Origin of the sequence: Streptococcus sp. HMSC10E12 (assembly GCF_001807855.1) — a bacterium.
Taxonomy (GTDB): Bacteria; Bacillota; Bacilli; order Lactobacillales; family Streptococcaceae; genus Streptococcus; species Streptococcus salivarius.
Genome location: NZ_KV791104.1, coordinates 116,550 through 137,608 on the forward strand (window position 1 = coordinate 116,550; position 21,059 = coordinate 137,608).

The following is a 21,059-nucleotide window of genomic DNA, read 5'->3' on the forward strand; positions in this document are numbered from 1 at the left end:
TATGATAGCTAAACTGAGAGCCTTCATGGCTACCGAAGTTTTCAAGTACCTTTTCTTTGGTGTCTTGGCAACTTTGGTCTATATGGTTAGTCGTACTTTGATTTTCCAGTTTACCCAACAAGGAACACTTTCAGCAGTCTTAGCAAATGCGATTGCCATTATCTTTGCCTTTTTTACAAATGACATGTTTGTCTTTAATCAGGAAAAGACAGGTATGGTCACGCGCTTTGTTAAGTTCGTGGGAGCCCGCCTCTTGACCTTGGTTTTAGATTTGGCTCTGGCCTATTTCTTGGTCGATACCTATCCAGAAATTATTGGTCAATTTGTTGGGCATAGTCATGCTTGGGTAAACGGTATCGAGAGCCTTTTCTCTCAGGTCCTTATCATTGTATTGAACTACATTATTTCTAAATTTTTCGTCTTTACAGGCGAGAAAGTATAAACAAAAAGGAAGTTGTTAGGAAATGTGTTAAAACCATTTCTTACCAACCTCCTTTTTTGATATAATTGAAGAGACTTAAAAAAATAGAAAGATGAAACATGTACGTACAATTATCTCAACGCCTCAAGGACGTAGCAACCTACGTTCCGAAAGGCGCAAAACTCTTGGATGTAGGCAGTGATCATGCCTATCTTCCGATTTATTTACTTGAAAAAGGTTTGATTACTTCAGCTATTGCTGGTGAAGTGGTAAAAGGCCCTTATGAATCTGCTCTTGCTAATGTCTCAGCTTCTGGTTTCCAAGATAAAATAGATGTGCGCTTGGCTAATGGCTTGGCTGCCTTCGAACCTGCTGATGAGGTAACAACTATCACGATTTGTGGCATGGGAGGACGTCTTATTGCGGATATCCTAGATGCTGGAAAGGACAAACTAACAGGCGTAGACCGTCTGATTTTACAACCAAATAATCGTGAAGATGATCTCCGTATTTGGTTGATGGAAAATGGTTTTGAGATTATTGCCGAATCCATCATGACTGAAAATGGCAAATATTACGAAATCATGGTGGCAGAAGCTGGACATATGAGCCTTTCAGACAAGGAAGTGCGTTTTGGTCCTCATCTCATGAAAGACCAATCTCAGGTTTTCCAGCTCAAATGGCAGAGAGAAATCAATAAACTAGAGATTGCTTTAGGCTCCATTCCTCTTGCCAATCAGACTGACCGTGCAGCTATTGAAGATAAAATTCAAACCATTAAGGAGGTTTTGAACCATGTTAGCTAGTGAACTTATCAAGACTTATGAGGAATTTTGTCCACAGGAGCTTTCCATGGAGGGTGATGTGGTTGGTTTGCAGATTGGCAGTCTGGACAAGGAGATTCAGAAGGTAATGGTTACCTTGGATGTTCGTGAAAATACAGTAGCTGAAGCTATTGAAAAAGGTGTGGACCTCATTATTGCTAAACATGCTCCAATTTTCCGTCCAGTTAAGGATTTGGTCTCTTCGCCTGACCGAGATATTTTGCTTGACCTGGTTAAGCATGATATTGCAGTCTATGTGAGTCATACTAATATTGATGTTGTTAATGATGGCCTTAATGATTGGTTCTGTGACTTACTTGACATTAAAGACACCACATATTTAACGCAGACTTCTGAAAATCATGGAATTGGTCGAGTGGGTGATATCGTGCCACAGACCATTGAAGAACTTGCTCTTAAAGTAAAAGCAGTTTTTGGTTTGGACAGTGTTCGCTTGGTTCGTTATGACCATGATAATCCTCTTGTTAGCCGTGTGGCTATTTGTGGGGGTAGTGGTCAAGGATTTTACAAGGATGCTTTGAAAAAGGGCGCACAAGTCTTTATCACTGGTGATGTATACTACCATACAGGACAAGAAATGATTACTAATGGTCTCTTGGCTATTGACCCTGGGCACCATATTGAAGCCCTCTTTATCTCAAAGATCGCTGAGAAACTTGAGACTTGGAAACGTGAGCATGATTGGAATGTGACCATACTTGAGAGTCAGTCCTCAACTAATCCTTTTGACCATTTGTAGGAGGATGTGTCTGTGACTGGGCTTTTACATCAAAATGTGGTCTTTTTGGCCTTGCTTGCTGGTCTTTTTACTTGGGGCTGTACCATTGTCGGATCGGCCATTGTTTTCTTCTTCAAGAATATTAGTCGTAAATTATTAGATATCATGATGGGCTTTGCGGCTGGTGTCATGATTGCGGCCTCTTTTTGGTCACTTTTGGATCCCTCTTTAACTTATGCGACTCAAAATGGCTATGGGAAATGGTCCTGGTTCCCTGCGGCAGCTGGCTTCTTGCTTGGTGGTGTGGCCCTTCGTTTGATTGATGCCGTTGTTCCTCATTTGCATTTGGGAAATGACATCTCAAAAGCAGAAGGGATTCAACCTCGTAAGAAAAAGTTGTCCAAGACAGCCCTGCTCTTTTTGGCTATCACGATTCATAATTTTCCAGAGGGATTAGCGGTTGGTGTTACCTTTGGTGCCCTAGCTGGTGGGAATATGACAGTTGCTGGTCTTATGGGAGCCATTGGCCTAGCTATCGGTATTGGTTTGCAGAATGTCCCTGAAGGTGCAGCCCTCTCAGTTCCTATTCGAGCAGATGGAAAATCTCGTATCAAGGCCTTTTATTGGGGATCTATGTCAGCCATCGTGGAGCCTATAGGGGCTGTTATGGGAGCTGCCCTTGTCATGTTGATGATGGCAATCATTCCTTATGCTTTGGCCTTTGCGGCTGGTGCCATGATTTTTGTGGTAACGGAGGAATTGATTCCTGAATCACAAACCAATGGTAATACTGACGTAGCAACATTGGGACTCATGGTTGGCTTTGTCGTCATGATGGTCATGGACGTGGCCTTGGGGTAAAAGAATAATAAAAAGCTGTGCCTATTGATATAGGACTCAGCTCTTTTCAAATAGATGGAGTAAAAAATGAAAATTGCAATCGTTGGTGCAGGTATCGTCGGTTCAACGGCTGCCTACTACTTATCAAAAGAAAAAGGCGTAGAAGTTACAGTATTTGATCATGGTCTTGGACAAGCAACCAAGGCAGCAGCAGGGATTATCAGCCCCTGGTTTTCCAAGCGTCGTAATAAGGCTTGGTATCGCATGGCCCGTTTGGGAGCCGATTTTTACCAAGATTTAGTTTCAGATCTTGAAAAGGATGGTTATGACACGAGCTTCTATGATCAGTCTGGTGTAGCCCTTCTCAAGAAAGACGATAGTAAATTGGACGCTTTGTACCAGCATGCAGAAACGAGACTAGAAGAATCACCCATTATTGGTGAACTCTCTATAAAAAATGCTGAGGATCTCCCTGAATTCACTGGATTTGACCATTATCTCTATGCTTCTGGAGGAGCCAGAGTCGAGGGGGCAGAATTGACAGCTACTTTGATTGAGGCCTCTGGTTTTGAAAAGGTGGAGGGACCAGTTACACTCTCTCCTCTTGACAATGGCACTTACGAGATTAATGCTCAAACTTTTGATAAGGTCATTCTCGCTTGTGGTGCCTGGCTAGGTCAAACGCTTGAACCCCTTGGTTTTGAAGTAGATGTTCGCCCCCAAAAAGGTCAATTACGTGACTATTTCTTTGAGGGGTTAGATACTGGTAAGTTGCCTGTTTTGATGCCAGAGGGCGAACTAGATGTCATCCCCTTTGCTGGTGGAAAGATTTCGGTAGGAGCCAGCCACGAAAATGACCAAGGCTTTGATTTGACAGTTGATGAGACTGTACTTGCAAGTCTGGAGGAAGAGGCTAAGACCTATTTCCCTGACTTAAGTACGGCTAAGTCCTTCTCAGAACGTGTGGGAACGAGAGCCTACACGAGTGATTTCTCTCCTTTCTTTGGAGAAGTTCCAGAGCTTGAGAGTGTCTTTGTTGCTTCTGGTTTAGGATCTTCAGGGCTCACGACAGGGCCACTGATTGGAAAAAATCTGGTTGATTTGGTCATGAATCGACCTGGTAGCTTGGATAGTGCGGACTATCCAGTGGCTCAGTACATTAAGAAAAAAGACTAATAGTATTAAAGTTCTTCTAGATATTTAGACTCAAGAATCAGCTGGCTATTTCTCGCTATTGAGGGATGTTGGCTGATTCTTTTTTTATTAGAGTTATTTACATCTATTTCTTATTTGATTAGAAAATGATAAAATAGTAACTGTTCATCAATTGTAGGTGAATACTAATAAAAAATGGGGAGGGACTATGTTCCAAAAAGTTAAAGTATATGTGACAGTCTTTGTTTCCTTGTTAGCCATAAGTTTAGGCTTGTCTGTCAAAGCAGGGGCAGCAGAAGACTTGGCTGTGACAAAGACAAGAATTGTCCTAGAGAGTTATGAGTTTGGTCCTGCTGTAACCAAAGTCATTTTTGAATTTAATCAGAAGGTCACACCAGAGGTTGTCCACAGCTCAACCCAGGTTACAACAGCAGGAGTTAGTCGTCAGGTGACGAATTCTTATGTGTCCGACGATCAGGGGCATGTGGTCTATTATGATAACAGCAAGTACGTGACGCTTGAATTGAGCCTACCTTCTTATAATCGCTACAACATGGGTGGAAATGCTGAACCTATGTATTTTAACCTTTCTACTTGGACTAACCAATGGCTGGAAAGTTATATGGTATCAATGAAAGATTTGTCAGTAGTGGCAGAAGGTAGTAGTCAGTCGCAAATGGTGTCTTCTGAGCAAGATGCCATCAATAATCGTTTGATGCCAACGACGGAGGTTTTCGACGAGCGAGGACAGGTAGGTAACATGCAGTATGCGGCTTATAGTGCTCAGACTGGTACGGGGAATAGCACCAAACCATTGATAGTCTGGTTACACGGCATTGGTGAAAGAGGGACAGACATGAATATTCCGCTTCTTTCAAATGACGTCTATGCGCTTACCCAGCCTGAGATTCAAGGCCATTTCTTAACAACTGGTGATCAGGCGCGTGGGGTTAATGTTCTAGCTGTTCAAACGCAGACACCTTGGGGGTCAGATAATGCAGCCCAACTCAAAGAGACCATTGATACCTACCTAGCTAATCACCCTGAGGTAGATAAGGGACGAATCTATCTTGCGGGAGTTTCAAATGGTGGTGGTATGGTCTTGACCATGGGAGCAACCTATCCAGATTATTTTGCAGCTCTCGTTCCAATTGCAGCGCCCTTAACTGTTGACCAATCTGGGATTGATAAACTGAAGAACCAGCCTATGTGGTTGATTCACACAAAGGCAGACGCAACAGTACAACCAGAAAATAGTGTCTTGCCTTTATATAAGAGCTTGATTACCTCTGGAGCTACTAACAAGTGGTTCTCATACTTTGAAACAGCTACTGGGACTGATCTTCCTGGGACAGAGTATGATGGGCATTGGGCTTGGATTTATTTCTTCCATGACCAGGTGATTGGCGTTCAGCATCCTGAAAATACGAAAAATTGGGACGGTTACAGTGGTATGGTAGCCACTGATCCAACCAATGGAGGTGGCTCTCGTGCCAGTGTCAATGGACAAACTTATAACAGTATCTTTGACTGGATGAGTGCACAAAGACACTAAGAGGATGCTAATCACACTCTCCAAGGGGAATAAGCAAGATATTATCTTCAATCGAAAAGGGTTTCAATAGAAATCCCTTTTTGATTGGATTAAGAAAATGGACACTTATGAATTTCTTAATGAAAGCTTAAGAACATAGGGTTTACCGTGACAAGAGGGCTGAAAAATGCTAAAATATAGGTAATATATTAGAGAAAAAAGGAGCCTTCTTATGAAAGGTATTATTCTTGCAGGCGGTTCAGGGACACGTTTGTATCCATTGACACGTGCTGCATCAAAACAACTGATGCCGATTTACGATAAACCAATGATTTACTATCCACTCTCAACGCTTATGTTGGCTGGTATTAAGGAAATCCTCATCATCTCAACGCCACAGGACCTTCCACGTTTTGAAGAGCTCCTTGGTGATGGTTCTGAGTTCGGTATTTCACTTTCTTATGCAGTACAACCAAGTCCAGATGGATTGGCTCAAGCCTTTATAATTGGTGAAGACTTCATTGGTGACGATAGTGTTGCACTTGTCCTCGGGGATAACATTTTCCATGGCAATGGTCTTTCTGCCATGCTTCAACGTGCTGAAGCTAAGGAAAAAGGTGCTACAGTCTTTGGTTATCAAGTTAAGGACCCAGAACGTTTTGGTGTTGTTGAGTTTGACGACAATATGAATGCCATCTCTATCGAGGAAAAACCTGAGCATCCAAAATCAAACTTTGCTGTAACTGGTCTTTATTTCTATGACAATGATGTTGTGGAAATTGCCAAAAATATCAAGCCAAGCCCTCGTGGCGAACTTGAAATCACGGATGTTAACAAGGCTTACTTAGAACGTGGAGATCTCTCTGTTGAGCTAATGGGACGTGGCTTTGCTTGGTTGGATACAGGCACTCATGAAAGCCTCTTGCAAGCTGCTCAATACATTGAAACAGTTCAACGTTTGCAAAATGTCCAAGTAGCTAACCTTGAAGAGATTGCCTATCGCATGGGTTATATCACTAAAGAACAGGTTCTTGAATTGGCACAACCACTTAAGAAAAACGAATACGGACAATATTTGCTCCGTTTGATTGGAGAAGCATAATGACTGAACAATTTTTTGGTAAAGAACTAGCTGCCCGCAAGATTGATGCTATCCCAGGTCTGCTTGAATTTGATATTCCTGTTCATGGAGATAACCGTGGATGGTTCAAGGAAAACTTCCAAAAGGAAAAGATGTTGCCACTTGGTTTTCCAGAGTCATTCTTTGCAGAAGGAAAATTGCAAAATAACGTTTCTTTCTCACGTAAAAATGTTTTGCGTGGCTTGCACGCTGAGCCTTGGGATAAATACATCTCAGTAGCAGATGAAGGAAAGGTTCTTGGAACTTGGGTTGACCTCCGTGAAGGCGAAACGTTTGGGAATACTTACCAAACTGTTATTGATGCCTCAAAAGGAATCTTTGTTCCTCGTGGTGTTGCCAATGGTTTCCAAGTTTTGTCTGACAAAGTGTCATATAGCTACCTCGTAAACGATTACTGGGCACTTGAACTTAAACCTAAATATGCCTTTGTCAACTACGCTGACCCAAGCCTTGATATTAAGTGGGAAAACTTGGAAGAAGCAGAAGTCTCAGAAGCAGATAAAAATCACCCATTGCTCAAAGACGTTAAACCCCTCAAACCAGAGGATTTGTAAGAATATAGCTCTTAAAACAATTAAGAAAATCATTATATAGTTTTTAGCTTTGTTATAAACGAGCGAAGCGAGCTATATGATTAGCTTTCCGCCGTGAGAAAAGCACCTGAACCATTGTGTTTCAGGTGCTCGGAGGTTTTGAGACAATAGGCTCAAAACGAATTGAACACGGGCTACGGATTGTGTCAAAAAGATAAGTTTTCCTAGAATCGAAAGATTCTGCGTCAAACTTCCTATTTTGACTTTATCCGCAAACGCCCTTTGTATCTTAATTTAGTCATGGAACTTCTTCGAAGTTCGCTGACGTCCGTACTCACCTAAGGAAAGCTAAAAAAGATTGATTTAAGGAATGATTAAGAAAAAAACAATATTTTTTGGAGAAAAAATGACTGAATATAAAAATATCATCGTAACTGGTGGCGCAGGTTTCATCGGTTCAAACTTCGTACACTATGTCTACAACAATCATCCAGACGTTCATGTGACTGTCCTTGACAAACTCACTTACGCTGGTAACCGTGCCAACATTGAAGAAATCCTTGGTGACCGTGTTGAATTGGTTGTTGGTGATATTGCTGATGCTGAATTGGTTGATAAATTGGCTGCTAAGGCTGATGCTATCGTTCACTATGCGGCTGAAAGCCACAATGATAATTCATTGAACGACCCATCACCATTTATCCACACAAACTTCATTGGTACTTACACACTCTTGGAAGCTGCTCGTAAATACGATATTCGTTTCCACCACGTATCAACAGACGAAGTGTATGGTGACCTTCCATTGCGCGAAGATCTTCCTGGACACGGTGAAGGTCCTGGTGAAAAATTCACAGCAGAAACAAAATACAACCCATCATCACCTTATTCATCAACTAAGGCTGCTTCAGACCTTATCGTTAAAGCATGGGTGCGTTCATTTGGTGTTAAGGCAACTATTTCAAACTGCTCAAACAACTATGGACCATACCAACACATCGAAAAATTCATTCCACGTCAAATCACCAACATCTTGTCAGGGATTAAACCAAAACTTTATGGTGAAGGTAAAAACGTCCGTGACTGGATTCACACTAACGACCACTCAACTGGTGTTTGGGCTATCCTCACTAAAGGCCGTATCGGTGAAACTTACTTGATTGGTGCCGATGGTGAAAAGAACAACAAGGAAGTGCTCGAGCTTATCCTTGAAAAAATGGGGCAACCCAAAGATGCTTACGATCGTGTAACAGACCGTGCTGGTCATGATTTGCGTTACGCTATTGACTCAACAAAATTGCGTGAAGAACTTGGTTGGGAACCACAATTCACAAACTTTGAATCAGGTTTGGAAGAAACAATCAAGTGGTACACAGATCACCAAGACTGGTGGAAAGCCGAAAAAGAAGCTGTTGAAGCTAACTACGCTAAGACACAAGAAGTGCTTAAATAATTGGGAAATCTATCACTTCCAAGCTAGTGATAGATTTTTCTATTAAGAAATATTAGGAGAGATGATGAATAGAAAAGAATGGATTGAATATTTTGAAGCGATTAATAATCGTAAGCCCACTATTCAGGAGTGTCAGCAGGCCCTTCTAAATGGTGAATTTGTTATGGAAGGAAAACAAGCCACTTTTTCCAACAATGGAAAGTCTGTGACTGAAGAAGTCATGCCTTTACCAAATCAAATGAGTGGTCAAATGGTCAACCCAGCTTATTCACAGCAAATGGTCTTTGTTAAGAAGAAAAAGTTTGGCAAGAAGACTTTTATTGGTCTTGGGATTGCTTTATTTCTTGTTGTAGCAACAAGTCTTGGCCTCTTTTTGTTTTCTTCCAAAGGAACAAACTTGGGTGGCTTGTGGGTAAATGGTAATAATGCTGGTTTGGTTTATGAGTTAAGTGGGAAAAAGTCAAAACTTGTTGCAGGCCATAGGGAAGAAGAAATCAAAGAAATCTCTATTGGCCAGAAAGTAAGACAGAAGTTTGAAACAAGCTTAGAGGACGTCAGTGATTCAAAACTAAAAACGATTGCTGATTTTGACAAGAAATACCAATTACAGACAAAAGAGATCATCCTGGTAAAGACGAAAGTGTTTGGATACTATAATCTGATTCAGAAAGATGGGACAAACTTAGTTCTAGATTTATTCTTATCAGACCTCTACTACGGATCAAGAAGTACCAAAGATTTAAAAAAGAAATGTCTTTTTCATAAGGCAGAGGTTCCAAAAGCCTTTGTTGGAAAATGGAAGACATATGATGATGAAAATGAATCAGAAGGAGAATTGACTATCTCTGAAAATGGTGTTATGACTACAGATTCTGATGATATAGATATCTTAAATGTTAAGCCTTTAGATATCTTAATTGCTAAGCCTTTAAAAGAATATCTGGCGGATCAATCAGGCAGCGTAGATAATGATAAGGTGCAAAAAGAGTTTGCTAAAATACAGAAGTCTCTTAAGTCACATGGTTATCATGCTAAGAGTGTTAATGACATCTACCACGATGCGAGAAAGTCATACTATTATATCGTTGTAGATGGTGGTAATCGCATTATTGTCTTGGAGGATAGCTTCAACCTTCTCTCCATAGGGGGTTATATTGAAAGAGAAGACAAATAGTAATTAGGATACCTCTAGCAGGTAAGAAGTACCTAGATAAGATGCAGAAGCCTATCATTCCTTTGGGAGTGATGGGCTTTTTTTACTAGTAAATATGATATTAACTTATAACAGTGACACAATTGATTACATAAATGTTACAAAGTTACATAAAATACTTGATTTCTGTAATAAAATAGATATAATAGACATATAGAAAAGAGGTTTATGAAAACGAAAAGTAAAGTTATCCGTGTTTGTTCCCTTGTTTTGTTGTCTGTAGCTGTTTCTACAGCACTTGTCGGATGTGGCTCTAAGTCAGAAAAAGACACTACAGCATCATCTACAACTTCAACTTCTAAAGTAGTGAAGTCCTCTGCTAAAACAAAAACATCTGAGAAGAAGTCTGCTAAAAAGGCTAAGACAGAAGCTTCAGCTTCAAAGGATTCTCAAGGTCAAGAAGAAGTGAGTGCTCCTGAAGCTAGCTCTTCAAAAAATCAAGCCTCAGCTGGAAATGATGCTCAAGCAGAGACAAATGGTAGTGCTGCTTCTGAGTCAAACAAGTCTAGTCAAGCAACAGCTGATACCCAAAGTGACGCTCCTGTCCCAGCAGCTTTGGTTGGAACTTGGACTGGTACTAGTCCTCAAGCAACAGACATTAGTTTTACAGTTGATGCTGATGGCAATATCACTTCAAAGGCAAATTTCAATGTCGATTACGAACCCTATCGTCAAAGCTCAACAACAGCAAAAGCCGTTCAAATTTCTGGAAATCTCTACGTTTGGGAGGGTGGCGATTTTTCTACCTTGCTTCCTGGTATTACAGGAATAGGGGGAGCTGGTTTTCAAGCTAAGCCTGGCTTTATTCTTGAAAATGGAACTTACACGCCAGTTCAATTTATCTCTGACTTGGGACCAACCTTTGATTATAGCAACTATAATGCTTTCCCATTCTCATTAACAAAATAAAGTAAAGAAGCTATCTGGAGAGATGGCTTCTTTTTTGGCTTTAAACTCTTATTTTTCAAGGTCTCATTTCTGCTTAAAAAATGGTAGAATAGTTACATGCAAACAAAACCAACGTCAGCCTATGTGCACATTCCATTTTGCACACAAATTTGTTATTATTGTGACTTTTCCAAGGTCTTTATTAAAAATCAGCCCGTTGATGACTACCTACGGGCTTTGATTCGTGAGTGGGAGCTTTTAGATATCAAGGAGCTTCGCACCCTTTATATTGGTGGTGGGACACCGACAGCTATTTCTGCGGAGCAATTGGACTACCTTTTAAGCAATCTTCAGAAAAACTTGGATTTGTCTAAGTTGGAGGAGTTTACCATTGAGGCCAATCCTGGGGATTTGACGGTTGATAAGATTGAGGTGCTCAAAAAATCAGCTGTTAATCGCGTATCTTTAGGGGTTCAGACCTTTGATGACAAGCACTTGCGTCAAATTGGTCGCAGTCACAATCAGGCACAGATTTATGAAAGTATTGATAGCTTAAAGGCTGCTGGTTTTCATAATATTTCTATTGACCTCATTTATGCACTACCTGGACAAACCATGGATCAGGTCAAGGAAAATGTGAGAAAGGCACTGGAACTGGATATTCCACATCTAAGTCTCTACAGTTTGATATTGGAACATCACACGGTTTTTATGAATAAGATGCGTCGGGGTAAGCTCAATCTGCCAACTGAGGACTTGGAAGCAGAGATGTTTGACTATATTATCCAAGAGTTGGAAAACAATGGTTTTGAGCACTACGAGATTTCAAACTTTACCAAACCTGGGATGGAGAGTCGTCACAATCTCATGTATTGGAATAATGATGAGTATTATGGTGTGGGTGCTGGAGCCTCTGGTTATGTCAATGGTGTTCGTTATCGCAATAGAGGCCCTATCCAGCATTACCTAAAGGCTATAGCTGAGGATGGCTATGCTAGACTTCACGAAGAACATCTGACTAAGGCGGAGATGATGGAGGAGGAGTTCTTCCTTGGTTTGCGTAAAAAGTCGGGTGTGTCTATTAAACGTTTTGAAGAGAAGTTTGGCTTGTCATTCGCGGATACTTATGGGGACATTGTAAAAAAACTACAGGAAGATGGGCTCTTGGTCAAGGATCCAGAGGTGGTTCGTATGACTAAACGAGGACTCTTCCTGGGTGATAGTGTCGCTGAGCAATTTATCTTGGAGGATTAGATGGGATTAAAATTTAGTATTCCTTATCAAATTCCGTTTTATGAGACGGATATCACGCATCAGGTAAAATTACCGCACTTATTGGCTTTTTCATTGCAAGTATCTGGTATGCAGTCAGAATCTCTGGGAAATACGGATAAGGACGTTTTTGATAAATACGGTCTGGTTTGGATTGTGACAGACTATGCGATTGAGATTGACCGTCTGCCTCGCTACAATGAAAAGGTGACCATTACAACGGAAGCTATTTCCTATAATAAGATTTTCTGTTACCGTAATTTTTACATCACAGATGAAACTGGTCAGCAAATTATGCTCTTTAAGACTACTTTTGCTCTCATGGATTATGAAACGCGTAAGGTATTAGAAGTGCCAGATGAGGTGGTAGCACCTTATGGGGCTGATAAGACTAAAAAGTTGCTTAGAGGGCCTCGCTATAAGGCTTTGGAAAATCCAATTGAGACGCTTTATCGTGTGCGTTATTTTGACCTAGATATGAATGGCCACGTTAATAATAGCAAGTACTTGGAGTGGATGTTGGATGTTTTCGATTTGGATTTTTTGACCAAGTACACACCAGCCCATATTGACCTCAAGTATGTTAAGGAAATTCATCATGGGTCAGAGATTTATTCAGGCTATGAGTTTGACCAAGAAAGTTTGAGCAGTCAACATCAGATTTGTGTTGATGGCAATATTCATGCTCAGGCCATTATCCAATGGAAAGAAATAGGAGACGAGTAAGATGACATATAAAGGTTATTTGATTGATTTAGATGGGACTATTTACAAGGGGAAGGATCGTATCCCTGAGGGAGAAGCCTTCGTTAAGGAGTTGCAGAAGCGTCAGATTCCCTATCTTTTTGTGACTAATAACAGTATGCGTACACCAGAGATGGTACAAGAGCTTTTGCGTAATCAGTGTGAGTTGGAAACGCCCCTTGAGACCATTTACACAGCTACTTTGGCGACAGTTGATTACATGAACGATATGAATCGTGGCAAGACAGTTTATGTTATCGGTGAGACTGGGCTTAAATCTGCCATTGCGGAAGCGGGATATACGGTAGATGAGGAAAATCCTGCCTATGTTGTGGTGGGCTTGGACCGTGAAGTCACTTATGAAATGTTGGTTAAAGCAACGCTTGCTATCCACAAAGGGGCTATATTTATTGGAACTAACCCAGATTTGAATATCCCAACTGAACGTGGTCTTCTTCCAGGTGCTGGTTCCCTCTTAGCTCTTATCGAGGCGGCTACCCGTGTGAAACCAATCATTATTGGTAAGCCTAAAGCTATTATCATGAACAAGGCTCTTGAAATCCTTGGGACAGAACGTAGCCAAACGATTGTGGTTGGTGACAATTACTTGACTGATATTACAGCTGGCATTAAAAATGACTTTCCAACCCTTCTTGTGACAACTGGATTTACCAAGGCAGAAGAGGTTGCGAATTTACCAGTAAAACCAGACCATGTGCTTTCTAGTTTAGCGGAGTGGGATTTTGATGCGAACTAAAATTGAGGCTGTTCTGACTCCGATTTGGCTCTTGGCCCTGTCTATCCTAGTGACGATTTATCTGGCATGGGGCTTTTATTATTTTGATATTGATTGGATGCATCTTTTGGACTATGTCATTCTTGGCAAGACAGAGCTCTGGCATAATTTCAATATCCTCATGCAGTACCTGACCTTTCCTTGGGTTGGTCATCTGTCCATGCCTGATTTTCCATCGTCGGAGAGTGGGCTTAAGCATTTTCATGATGTGAAGTGGCTCTTTCATTTGGTACAGGGGCTTGTTATCCTACTGGCCTATCCAGCTCTGACTTTTCTTTGGCGAAATGTGAAGAAAGGGACCTTTGGTCTTTACGTTAAACTTTATATGAGTCTAGCACTCTTGCCGGTCCTTATTGGGGTTGTGGGGCTTTTTCTCGGATTTGATGAGTTTTTTACGCTCTTTCATGAAGCACTCTTTCCTGGGGATAGCAGTTGGCTCTTTAATCCCATGTTGGACCCGATTATCAACGTTTTGCCAGAAGAGTATTTCCTTCAGTGTTTTGTCATTTTCTTTCTTGTCTATGAGGGAATCATGGTGAGTCTGACCTGGTTGGCCCGTAAGCAGCTTAAAATGTATTTGAAAAATAAGGAGTAGTTATGTCTATTCGTGATAACCATTTGCATACCCATCATTCTTATGATTCGGATGCGAACTTTACTGACTATTTGACGCATTTTGATGGGGAGATTGTAACGACTGAGCATTATGATCTCTCTAATCCTTATACCAAACAGGATGATGTGCCCGAGTACGAGGCCTATAGTCGTGAGATTGAAAGTCTTAACCGTAAGTATGGCAATCGTATAAAACGTGGTATCGAGATTGGTTATTACCAGCCTAGGGAGAGGGATATTTTAGACTTTCTGGATGGTAAGGACTATGATCTCAAACTTTTATCTGTTCACCATAATGGGGTCAATGATTATCTTGATGATGAGGTAGCTGATATGGATAAGGCAAGCATTATTCAAGAATATCTGGACAAGTTGGAGTACGCTATTGGTCGTGTGGACGCAGATGTTTTGGCCCATTTTGACTATGGTTTCCGACTGTTTGACGTGACTGTTGATGAGTTAAAAGCTTATGAAGAACAGCTCAAACGTATTTTCCAGAAAATGATTGCTAATGATTTGGCTTTTGAGCTGAATGCAAAGAGTATGTATCTTTATCATCACGAAGACCTCTACCGTTATGCTCTAGGCCTTGTTAGGGATTTGGGATGTCGCAAGTATTCTATTGGGTCTGATGGCCATAAATTAGAGCATTTCCGTCTGAACTTTGATCAGATTCAGGAGCTTATGAAAGAATTTAATATTACAGAGGATATGATTATCTAGCGTAGACAGCTTCAACTGAAGCTGTCTTTTTCTTAAGGAAAACTTAAAGAAAAGGCGTAGTTGTGGGAATTATAGAAGATTTTAAGCTTTGCTTGTTATGCTAATGTCAAGTAAAAGGAACTTATGGTTTCAATCTTATCTTTCAAAATTGGAGGTCTTCTATGAAATTTCTAAAAAGGCATGCCTATGCCTTAGTTTTTACCCTTTTTCTGATGGGGGCAAATGTTTACTCTCTCTTAAAGGTCTTTGTCATTCCCTCAGCGGTTTCAACGGTTTCGGCCAATACGACTAGCTCAACCACAGCTTCATCGACGGCATCTACCAGCACTGGTAAGGTGACTAAGACGGATACGACTTATAAAGATGACAATATGGATATCAAAATCACAACAGGTAAAACCAGTGATACCACTTACTATGTGGCCGATATCCAGCTTTCAAGTGCTGACTATCTCAAAACGGCTTTGGCACAAAATACCTATGGGACCAACATCACCGACACTACTTCAAGTATTGCCCAGCAAAATAATGCAATCTTTGCCATCAATGGTGACTATTACGGGGCTAATCAGTCAGGCTATGTGATTAAGAATGGCCAAGTCTATCGTGATACTGATCGAAATAGTGACTACGAGGACCTTGCGGTCTATTCAGATGGTAGCTTTAAGACCTTTAAGGAGAGCGATACAACGGCTCAAAAATTGGTCGATTCAGGCGTGGTGAATACCTTTGCATTCGGTCCAACCTTGGTTGAAAATGGCAAGATAGCTGTATCGGAAAATGAAGAGGTTGGTCAAGCCATGGCTGACAATCCACGTACAGCTATCGGAGTCATCGAAGAGAGTGATGGCAGTGTGAACTATATTGTCATTGTCTCTGATGGTCGTACCAGTGAGTCGTCAGGATTGACTCTTTATGAAATGGCAGAGTTGATGAAATCTTATGGCGTGACGACAGCTTACAATCTTGATGGTGGTGGCTCATCAACCATGTACTTCAATGGTCAAGTCATTAACAAGCCAACCACAAACGGAAATAAAATCTCAGAAAGGGCGGTGAGCGATATTGTTTACATCGGTTACTAAAAAATCAGCCAGCAAACACTTTTTCACCTACATCGGACTAACCATTTTTAGTCTAGTCTTTACCTTTGTTTATGAGCGCTTTTCTTATGGTGAATCATCCATGTTTATGCGCATGATGTTCTTTGCACCATTGGCTGGAGCACTTATTTATCTACTTACTGGACTGGGAATGTCTTGGGTGAAGAATCGTGCCTCAAAACTTCTCTTTAATTCAGCCATCGCTGTTGTCGCTAGTGCTTGTTTAGTTAAAGGTATTGTTGAAGTCTCAGGCCGTACGACTAGCGTGGATATGCCCTATTGGTATGTTGCTGCAGTGCTACTTTGTTTGAGTATTATGACAGGATTTATCAGACCTAGAAAATTGGCTTAACCATGAGAGCTTGGAGCTGTGCTTCAGGCTTTTTGTCTTGCTTTGAAAAATTATTTAGGATAAATATACAAATTATAATATGAAGAAATGATTTCAATTTGGGAAATAGTACAAAGAAATTGTCATAAAAAATAACTGAGCAAGATTTTTTTGTGATAGGAATTTAGATAGAACGAGATCTTCTGTAGTGGTGAAAGTACTTGAAAAAAGTAGTGGTTTCCAGTTAAGCTATCACAGTCAGAAGTCTCTTTAGGTATCCACTTGGTTTGTAAAAAGATACCGCATCAACTTTTTATTTATTTGAACTCAATTTCACAGCAGTTTGTTTTGGCTATTAAATATACAAGGAATTCATTTTTTTATAAAAATATACAAAAAAGACTTGCTTTGTTCTAAATTTTCAGGTAAAATAAACTAAAATCAAAATCGTTGATAGAAAAAGTCAGATCGTTTCACAGAGAATGCGGGAAGCTGAGAACGCATGAGATCAAAGACGACACATTCTTGAGAGCGTATGCGAACTCTGGATGACAGTAGTGTACGACGGGTGGTTCCGTTAGAGACTGGGAGTTACAAGTGATACTTTGTGACTTCATGAGGAAGAGGGGGCGACCCCTGTTCGAATTAAGGTGGAACCACGTGCCAACGTCCTTGCAAAAGTTATTTTTGCGAGGACGTTTTTTGTTACACTTTTTTAAGAGTGTGTAGCTGGCAGTACACTTGGTCGGAGTTGAACAGAAAGGATAAACTATGGAAATCAAGGGATTACGAAAGATTGAACCCTATGTAGCGGGTAGTCAGCCTGCTGAGAAAAATATCATTAAGTTGAATACTAATGAAAATGCTTATGAACCAAGTCCAGCAGTTCATCAAGCTTTAGCATCCTTTGATGCCCATCAGTTACGAAAGTATTCGACTTTGGATCAAGCAGCTTTACGTCAGGCTTTGTCTGAACAGTTGGGTGTGCGTGCCGATCAAGTGATTATCGGAAATGGCTCAGACGATATCCTGTCAATGGCTTTCCTAGCTTTCTTTAATAGCGAGGAAGAAGTTTTGTTTCCAGATTTGACCTATGGTTTTTACAAGGTATGGGCAGATTTGTACCACATCCCTTTTAGAGAAGTGCCTTTGAGCTCTTCGTTTGAGATAGCTACTCAAGATTATCTGGTTGAAAATGGTGGGATTGTTATTACCAATCCTAATGCGCCAACAGGTATTTATAAACCGCTCAATCAAATTGAGGAGATTGTAAAGGCTAACCAGTCGGTTGTTGTGATTATTGACGAAGCCTATATTAACTTTGGTGGGGAGACGGCCTTACCGCTCCTAGAAAAGTATGACAATGTGTTTATCACTAGGACCTTTTCTAAGGATGCCTCCCTTGCTGGTCTGCGTGTCGGTTACGGCATAGGAAGTCCTAAACTAATGGCTGTAATCAATGCCGTCAAGAATTCAGTCAACCCCTATAATGTGGATAGCATTGCGGAAGTCTTGGCGACTGAAGCGGTTAAGTCCTGGGACTACTATGAGGACACTTGCGCTAAGATTATGGCTACACGTGACTGGTTTAGTCAAGAATTGCAAGCTATTGGCTTTGATGTTCTTCCTTCAAAAACCAATTTTGTTTTGGTCAAACCGCACGGAGTGACTGCAGGTCAATTGTTTGACTATCTCCAAAGTAAGAAAATTTATGTCCGTTATTTTCCAAAAGTGGAGCGTATTTCAGACAGGCTACGCATCTCTATTGGAACTCAGGATGAGATGGAGCGCGTACTAATGACAATACAGGAGTTACAAGCATGAAAAAAACGACATTAGCCTTAGGAATGCACGATAAACTTTTTAAACGTGCCCGTACCATGTATCAGATTGAGCATCGTATCTGTGACTTGTTGATGACAAAGGGTTTCCTTCGAATTGAGACACCAACCTTGGAGCATTTCGAAGTCTTTAGCGATGATGTGGACAATGGTAACTATAATTTCTTTGATAAAAATGGAGATCTTGTTAGTTTACGTCCGGATATTACCAGCCAAATTGGGCGCGTGATTGCTTCGACACAAGTTCATACACCCATTAAATTTTCATACTCTGGAAAAGTCTTTAACTACAATGAGGAGATGCGTGGCCTATCCAATGAGCATACGCAGGCTGGTATTGAAATCATAGGATTCCCCGTTCACCAGGCCATGGAAGAAGCTGTGATATCTGCTAAAGAGGCTCTGGATGCTGCTGGTGTCAAAAATTACAAGTTTGAGTTTTCACATGCTCGCCTCTTGCAACTCATTTTTGAAGAATTAGACCTTCCAGCAGTAAAAGAAGCAGAGTTGGCAGCCTATATCCGTGATAAGTCAATCACAGGCCTCAAGGAATTCACCAAAGAAAATCCAAGTCAATATGACAAGGTCTTGGAACAGTTGCCCTACCTCTTTGGTGAGACCAAGGCTGTTTTGACCAAGGCTAGAGAGTTGACAGATAGTGAAGCCTTTTTGACAGCCTTGGATAGTTTGGAAGTCTTAACTAATCGCCTAGCAGATAGTCTCCCAGAGACGACACTTGATTTGGCTCAATTGCCAGCAGTGCCTTACTATACAGGTATGATGTTTAAGGTCTTTGGTGATAAGGTGCCAGATGCCTTTGTATCTGGTGGCCGTTACGATAAACTGTTTGAACGCTTTGGTGCTACCGAGTTAACAGCGGTTGGTTGGGCGATTGATGTCGATTCGGTCTATCAAGCAGTGCATGATGATGTGGAATTTGGAGGTGACTTGGATGACTAGCAATCAAATCACAATTGCCTTGACCAAGGGACGTATTGAGAAAGATACGGTTAAATTACTAGAAAAAGCTGGCTTTGACATGTCTTTCATGGCTGATAAGGGCCGAAATTTGATTTTCGAAAGTCCTAACAAACGTTTCCGTTTTCTCCTAGTCAAAGCTCCAGATGTGACCACCTATGTTAGACACGGTGTCGCAGATATTGGGATTGTTGGGAAGGATGTTTTGGTTGAACATCCGACAGGCTATTTGGAAATGTTAGACCTTAATTTTGGCCTTTGTAAATTCTCCGTAGCATCAACAGAAGACTATAATCCTGATGACCATAAGCGTAAACGTATCGCTACTAAGTATCCAACCATTGCGACGGACTATTTTAATCAAAAAGGTGAGGATGTTGAGATTATTTCAATTCAGGGGAGTGTTGAGATTGCCCCTGTCATTGGTCTAGCAGATGCCATTGTCGATATTGTGGAAACAGGGAATACCCTTGTTGCTAATGGCTTAAAAGTTTATGAAGATATTTGCAGGATTTCAGCACGAATGATTGTTAATAAGGCTTCTTTGAAAAATAACAAGGAAGTTCTACCATTCATTTGTAAGATTGAATCACTTGTAGGGAACGAGGAGGTACCGTTCGAATGAAACGATTAACTGGAACAAATAAAGAAATTGCGGAGCTTCTTTATCAGGAGCAATTGGAACTGTCAAAAGAAAATAGAGACGTTGAAAGCACTGTTCAAGCTATCATTGAGGATGTCAAAAAACGTGGAGACGAGGCCCTTCGTGACTATTCAGCTAAATTTGATAAGGTTGACTTGACTGATTTTGAAGTTGGACAGGACTTGATTGATCAAGCCTTTAAAGAGATTGATCCAGAGGTTTACCAAGCCCTAGTTAATGCCAAAGAAAACATTGAATCTTATCACAAACATCAGTTGGAGGCTGGTTTTGAGGACCAACCAAGTGAGGGTGTTATTCGTGGTCAATTGATCCGTCCTATCAATCGTGTGGGTGTTTATGTGCCTGGAGGAACTGCGGCTTATCCGTCATCAGTTCTTATGAATGTTATTCCTGCCAAAATTGCTGGGGTTAAAGAGATTATTATGATTACGCCGCCTCAAGAGCATTTTGTTCCTGCGATCCTGGTAGCTGCAAAATTGGCTGGTGTGGATAGCATTTACCAAGTTGGTGGGGCTCAAGGGGTTGCGGCCTTGGCCTTTGGTACAGAAACAATTCCAAAAGTGGACAAGATTACAGGTCCTGGTAATATTTTCGTGGCGACTGCCAAGAAACAAGTTTACGGTATTGTCGGTATTGATATGATTGCAGGGCCATCAGAAATTGGTGTCATTGCTGATAGTAGTGCCAATCCAACCTATGTGGCAGCTGACCTCTTGTCTCAAGCAGAGCACGACACACGCGCACGTGCCATTTTGGTCACAGATTCTGAAGCCTTGGCTGATGCGGTTGAAAATGAGATCGAACGTCAACTCAAGCTTTTGCCACGTGAGGCGATTGCTCGTCCATCTGTCGAAAATAACGGCCGTATTATTATTGCCAATGATACAGATGCCATGTTCGAACTCATGAACTTGGTTGCGCCAGAACATTTGGAAATTGCTATGGACAATGCTTATGATTACTTGGAAAAAGTGGAAAATGCTGGTTCCGTCTTTCTTGGTCACTTTACCAGCGAACCAATTGGCGACTACTATGCAGGTGCCAACCACGTTCTTCCGACGACAGCGACTAGCCGCTTTTCATCAGCTTTAGGCGTGCACGATTTTGTCAAACGTATCCAATATACGCAATATGATAAGGCAGCAGTCAATAAGGCTCAGCACGATATCACAACCTTGGCTTACGCAGAAGGTTTGCAGGCCCACGCAAAGGCAATTGAAGTCAGAAACGACAAGAATTGAGAGAGTAGAG

General features: G+C 41.1%; 22 protein-coding genes. All 22 read left to right on the top strand.

The genetic code is table 11. The features are described from left to right. Position 1 precedes the first annotated feature (1 nt). The 22 genes from HMPREF3112_RS07320 to hisD all read left to right on the top strand — a co-directional run bounded on the left by HMPREF3112_RS07320 (position 2) and on the right by hisD (position 21,049). Positions 2-442, top strand: coding sequence for a GtrA family protein (locus HMPREF3112_RS07320; RefSeq protein WP_013990768.1), 441 nt, complete (start codon positions 2-4; stop codon positions 440-442). A 98-nt stretch (positions 443-540) separates the two neighbouring features. After that, complete coding sequence (locus tag HMPREF3112_RS07325) at positions 541-1,227, top strand: tRNA (adenine(22)-N(1))-methyltransferase (protein ID WP_070438974.1); 687 nt, start codon at positions 541-543, stop codon at positions 1,225-1,227. Then, positions 1,217-2,005 (top strand): Nif3-like dinuclear metal center hexameric protein, encoded by a 789-nt coding sequence (locus tag HMPREF3112_RS07330; RefSeq protein ID WP_002884028.1) that lies wholly within the window; start codon positions 1,217-1,219, stop codon positions 2,003-2,005. Before HMPREF3112_RS07325 ends, HMPREF3112_RS07330 begins: the two co-directional genes overlap by 11 nt. 12 nt (positions 2,006-2,017) lie before the next feature. Beyond that, positions 2,018-2,845: a ZIP family metal transporter gene (locus HMPREF3112_RS07335; protein WP_070438977.1), complete on the top strand. Its 828-nt coding sequence runs from the start codon at positions 2,018-2,020 to the stop codon at positions 2,843-2,845. Between the two features lie 66 nt (positions 2,846-2,911). Then, positions 2,912-4,000, top strand: a complete 1,089-nt coding sequence (locus tag HMPREF3112_RS07340) for an NAD(P)/FAD-dependent oxidoreductase (RefSeq protein WP_070438979.1) — start codon at positions 2,912-2,914, stop codon at positions 3,998-4,000. A 187-nt stretch (positions 4,001-4,187) separates the two neighbouring features. Then, positions 4,188-5,534: an acyl-CoA thioester hydrolase/BAAT C-terminal domain-containing protein gene (locus HMPREF3112_RS07345; RefSeq protein ID WP_070438982.1), complete on the top strand. Its 1,347-nt coding sequence runs from the start codon at positions 4,188-4,190 to the stop codon at positions 5,532-5,534. A gap of 211 nt (positions 5,535-5,745) precedes the next feature. Further along, on the top strand, positions 5,746-6,615 hold the full coding sequence (gene rfbA, locus HMPREF3112_RS07350; protein WP_002883992.1) for a glucose-1-phosphate thymidylyltransferase RfbA: 870 nt from the start codon (positions 5,746-5,748) through the stop codon (positions 6,613-6,615). Further along, positions 6,615-7,208, top strand: coding sequence for a dTDP-4-dehydrorhamnose 3,5-epimerase family protein (locus HMPREF3112_RS07355; protein ID WP_022495791.1), 594 nt, complete (start codon positions 6,615-6,617; stop codon positions 7,206-7,208). Before rfbA ends, HMPREF3112_RS07355 begins: the two co-directional genes overlap by 1 nt. A gap of 385 nt (positions 7,209-7,593) precedes the next feature. After that, on the top strand, positions 7,594-8,640 hold the full coding sequence (rfbB, locus tag HMPREF3112_RS07360) for a dTDP-glucose 4,6-dehydratase (RefSeq protein WP_002884100.1): 1,047 nt from the start codon (positions 7,594-7,596) through the stop codon (positions 8,638-8,640). A 64-nt stretch (positions 8,641-8,704) separates the two neighbouring features. Continuing rightward, on the top strand, positions 8,705-9,814 hold the full coding sequence (locus HMPREF3112_RS07365; protein ID WP_070438985.1) for a hypothetical protein: 1,110 nt from the start codon (positions 8,705-8,707) through the stop codon (positions 9,812-9,814). A gap of 207 nt (positions 9,815-10,021) precedes the next feature. After that, complete coding sequence (locus HMPREF3112_RS07370) at positions 10,022-10,762, top strand: hypothetical protein (protein ID WP_013990759.1); 741 nt, start codon at positions 10,022-10,024, stop codon at positions 10,760-10,762. A gap of 96 nt (positions 10,763-10,858) precedes the next feature. After that, positions 10,859-11,995, top strand: a complete 1,137-nt coding sequence (gene hemW, locus HMPREF3112_RS07375) for a radical SAM family heme chaperone HemW (protein WP_048674504.1) — start codon at positions 10,859-10,861, stop codon at positions 11,993-11,995. After that, positions 11,996-12,739: an acyl-ACP thioesterase domain-containing protein gene (locus HMPREF3112_RS07380; protein ID WP_048674507.1), complete on the top strand. Its 744-nt coding sequence runs from the start codon at positions 11,996-11,998 to the stop codon at positions 12,737-12,739. Position 12,740: 1 nt separating this feature from the next. Continuing rightward, positions 12,741-13,514 carry a TIGR01457 family HAD-type hydrolase gene (locus tag HMPREF3112_RS07385; RefSeq protein ID WP_021145568.1) on the top strand — a complete coding sequence of 258 codons (774 nt, stop codon included), beginning with the start codon at positions 12,741-12,743 and terminating at the stop codon, positions 13,512-13,514. Continuing rightward, positions 13,504-14,148, top strand: a complete 645-nt coding sequence (locus HMPREF3112_RS07390) for a TIGR01906 family membrane protein (RefSeq protein ID WP_048674509.1) — start codon at positions 13,504-13,506, stop codon at positions 14,146-14,148. The genes HMPREF3112_RS07385 and HMPREF3112_RS07390 overlap by 11 nt, the downstream gene beginning before the upstream one ends. Before the next feature lie 8 nt (positions 14,149-14,156). Continuing rightward, entirely contained in the window at positions 14,157-14,891 is a 735-nt protein-coding gene (locus HMPREF3112_RS07395) for a PHP domain-containing protein (RefSeq protein WP_070439325.1), read from the top strand. Positions 14,892-15,052: 161 nt separating this feature from the next. After that, complete coding sequence (locus tag HMPREF3112_RS07400; protein ID WP_070438988.1) at positions 15,053-15,976, top strand: phosphodiester glycosidase family protein; 924 nt, start codon at positions 15,053-15,055, stop codon at positions 15,974-15,976. Continuing rightward, complete coding sequence (locus HMPREF3112_RS07405; protein WP_060972724.1) at positions 15,957-16,346, top strand: hypothetical protein; 390 nt, start codon at positions 15,957-15,959, stop codon at positions 16,344-16,346. The genes HMPREF3112_RS07400 and HMPREF3112_RS07405 overlap by 20 nt, the downstream gene beginning before the upstream one ends. Positions 16,347-17,096: 750 nt before the next feature. Further along, complete coding sequence (gene hisC, locus HMPREF3112_RS07410) at positions 17,097-18,149, top strand: histidinol-phosphate transaminase (RefSeq protein WP_070438991.1); 1,053 nt, start codon at positions 17,097-17,099, stop codon at positions 18,147-18,149. Beyond that, entirely contained in the window at positions 18,146-19,126 is a 981-nt protein-coding gene (locus HMPREF3112_RS07415) for an ATP phosphoribosyltransferase regulatory subunit (RefSeq protein ID WP_070438994.1), read from the top strand. Before hisC ends, HMPREF3112_RS07415 begins: the two co-directional genes overlap by 4 nt. Further along, complete coding sequence (gene hisG / locus HMPREF3112_RS07420) at positions 19,119-19,769, top strand: ATP phosphoribosyltransferase (protein ID WP_070438997.1); 651 nt, start codon at positions 19,119-19,121, stop codon at positions 19,767-19,769. The genes HMPREF3112_RS07415 and hisG overlap by 8 nt, the downstream gene beginning before the upstream one ends. Then, positions 19,766-21,049 (top strand): histidinol dehydrogenase, encoded by a 1,284-nt coding sequence (gene hisD / locus HMPREF3112_RS07425; RefSeq protein WP_070439000.1) that lies wholly within the window; start codon positions 19,766-19,768, stop codon positions 21,047-21,049. Before hisG ends, hisD begins: the two co-directional genes overlap by 4 nt. Positions 21,050-21,059: the final 10 nt, after the last annotated feature.

Coding starts and splice junctions, on each gene's coding strand:
- rfbA (WP_002883992.1), top strand. CDS start 5,746: ATGAAAGGTATTATTCTTGCAGGCGGTTCAGGGACACGTTTGTATCCA.
- HMPREF3112_RS07370 (WP_013990759.1), top strand. CDS start 10,022: ATGAAAACGAAAAGTAAAGTTATCCGTGTTTGTTCCCTTGTTTTGTTG.
- HMPREF3112_RS07330 (WP_002884028.1), top strand. CDS start 1,217: ATGTTAGCTAGTGAACTTATCAAGACTTATGAGGAATTTTGTCCACAG.
- HMPREF3112_RS07415 (WP_070438994.1), top strand. CDS start 18,146: ATGAAAAAAACGACATTAGCCTTAGGAATGCACGATAAACTTTTTAAA.
- rfbB (WP_002884100.1), top strand. CDS start 7,594: ATGACTGAATATAAAAATATCATCGTAACTGGTGGCGCAGGTTTCATC.
- HMPREF3112_RS07385 (WP_021145568.1), top strand. CDS start 12,741: ATGACATATAAAGGTTATTTGATTGATTTAGATGGGACTATTTACAAG.
- hisD (WP_070439000.1), top strand. CDS start 19,766: ATGAAACGATTAACTGGAACAAATAAAGAAATTGCGGAGCTTCTTTAT.
- HMPREF3112_RS07340 (WP_070438979.1), top strand. CDS start 2,912: ATGAAAATTGCAATCGTTGGTGCAGGTATCGTCGGTTCAACGGCTGCC.
- HMPREF3112_RS07325 (WP_070438974.1), top strand. CDS start 541: ATGTACGTACAATTATCTCAACGCCTCAAGGACGTAGCAACCTACGTT.
- HMPREF3112_RS07365 (WP_070438985.1), top strand. CDS start 8,705: ATGAATAGAAAAGAATGGATTGAATATTTTGAAGCGATTAATAATCGT.
- HMPREF3112_RS07320 (WP_013990768.1), top strand. CDS start 2: ATGATAGCTAAACTGAGAGCCTTCATGGCTACCGAAGTTTTCAAGTAC.
- HMPREF3112_RS07380 (WP_048674507.1), top strand. CDS start 11,996: ATGGGATTAAAATTTAGTATTCCTTATCAAATTCCGTTTTATGAGACG.
- HMPREF3112_RS07390 (WP_048674509.1), top strand. CDS start 13,504: ATGCGAACTAAAATTGAGGCTGTTCTGACTCCGATTTGGCTCTTGGCC.
- HMPREF3112_RS07355 (WP_022495791.1), top strand. CDS start 6,615: ATGACTGAACAATTTTTTGGTAAAGAACTAGCTGCCCGCAAGATTGAT.
- HMPREF3112_RS07400 (WP_070438988.1), top strand. CDS start 15,053: ATGAAATTTCTAAAAAGGCATGCCTATGCCTTAGTTTTTACCCTTTTT.
- hisG (WP_070438997.1), top strand. CDS start 19,119: ATGACTAGCAATCAAATCACAATTGCCTTGACCAAGGGACGTATTGAG.
- HMPREF3112_RS07345 (WP_070438982.1), top strand. CDS start 4,188: ATGTTCCAAAAAGTTAAAGTATATGTGACAGTCTTTGTTTCCTTGTTA.
- hemW (WP_048674504.1), top strand. CDS start 10,859: ATGCAAACAAAACCAACGTCAGCCTATGTGCACATTCCATTTTGCACA.
- hisC (WP_070438991.1), top strand. CDS start 17,097: ATGGAAATCAAGGGATTACGAAAGATTGAACCCTATGTAGCGGGTAGT.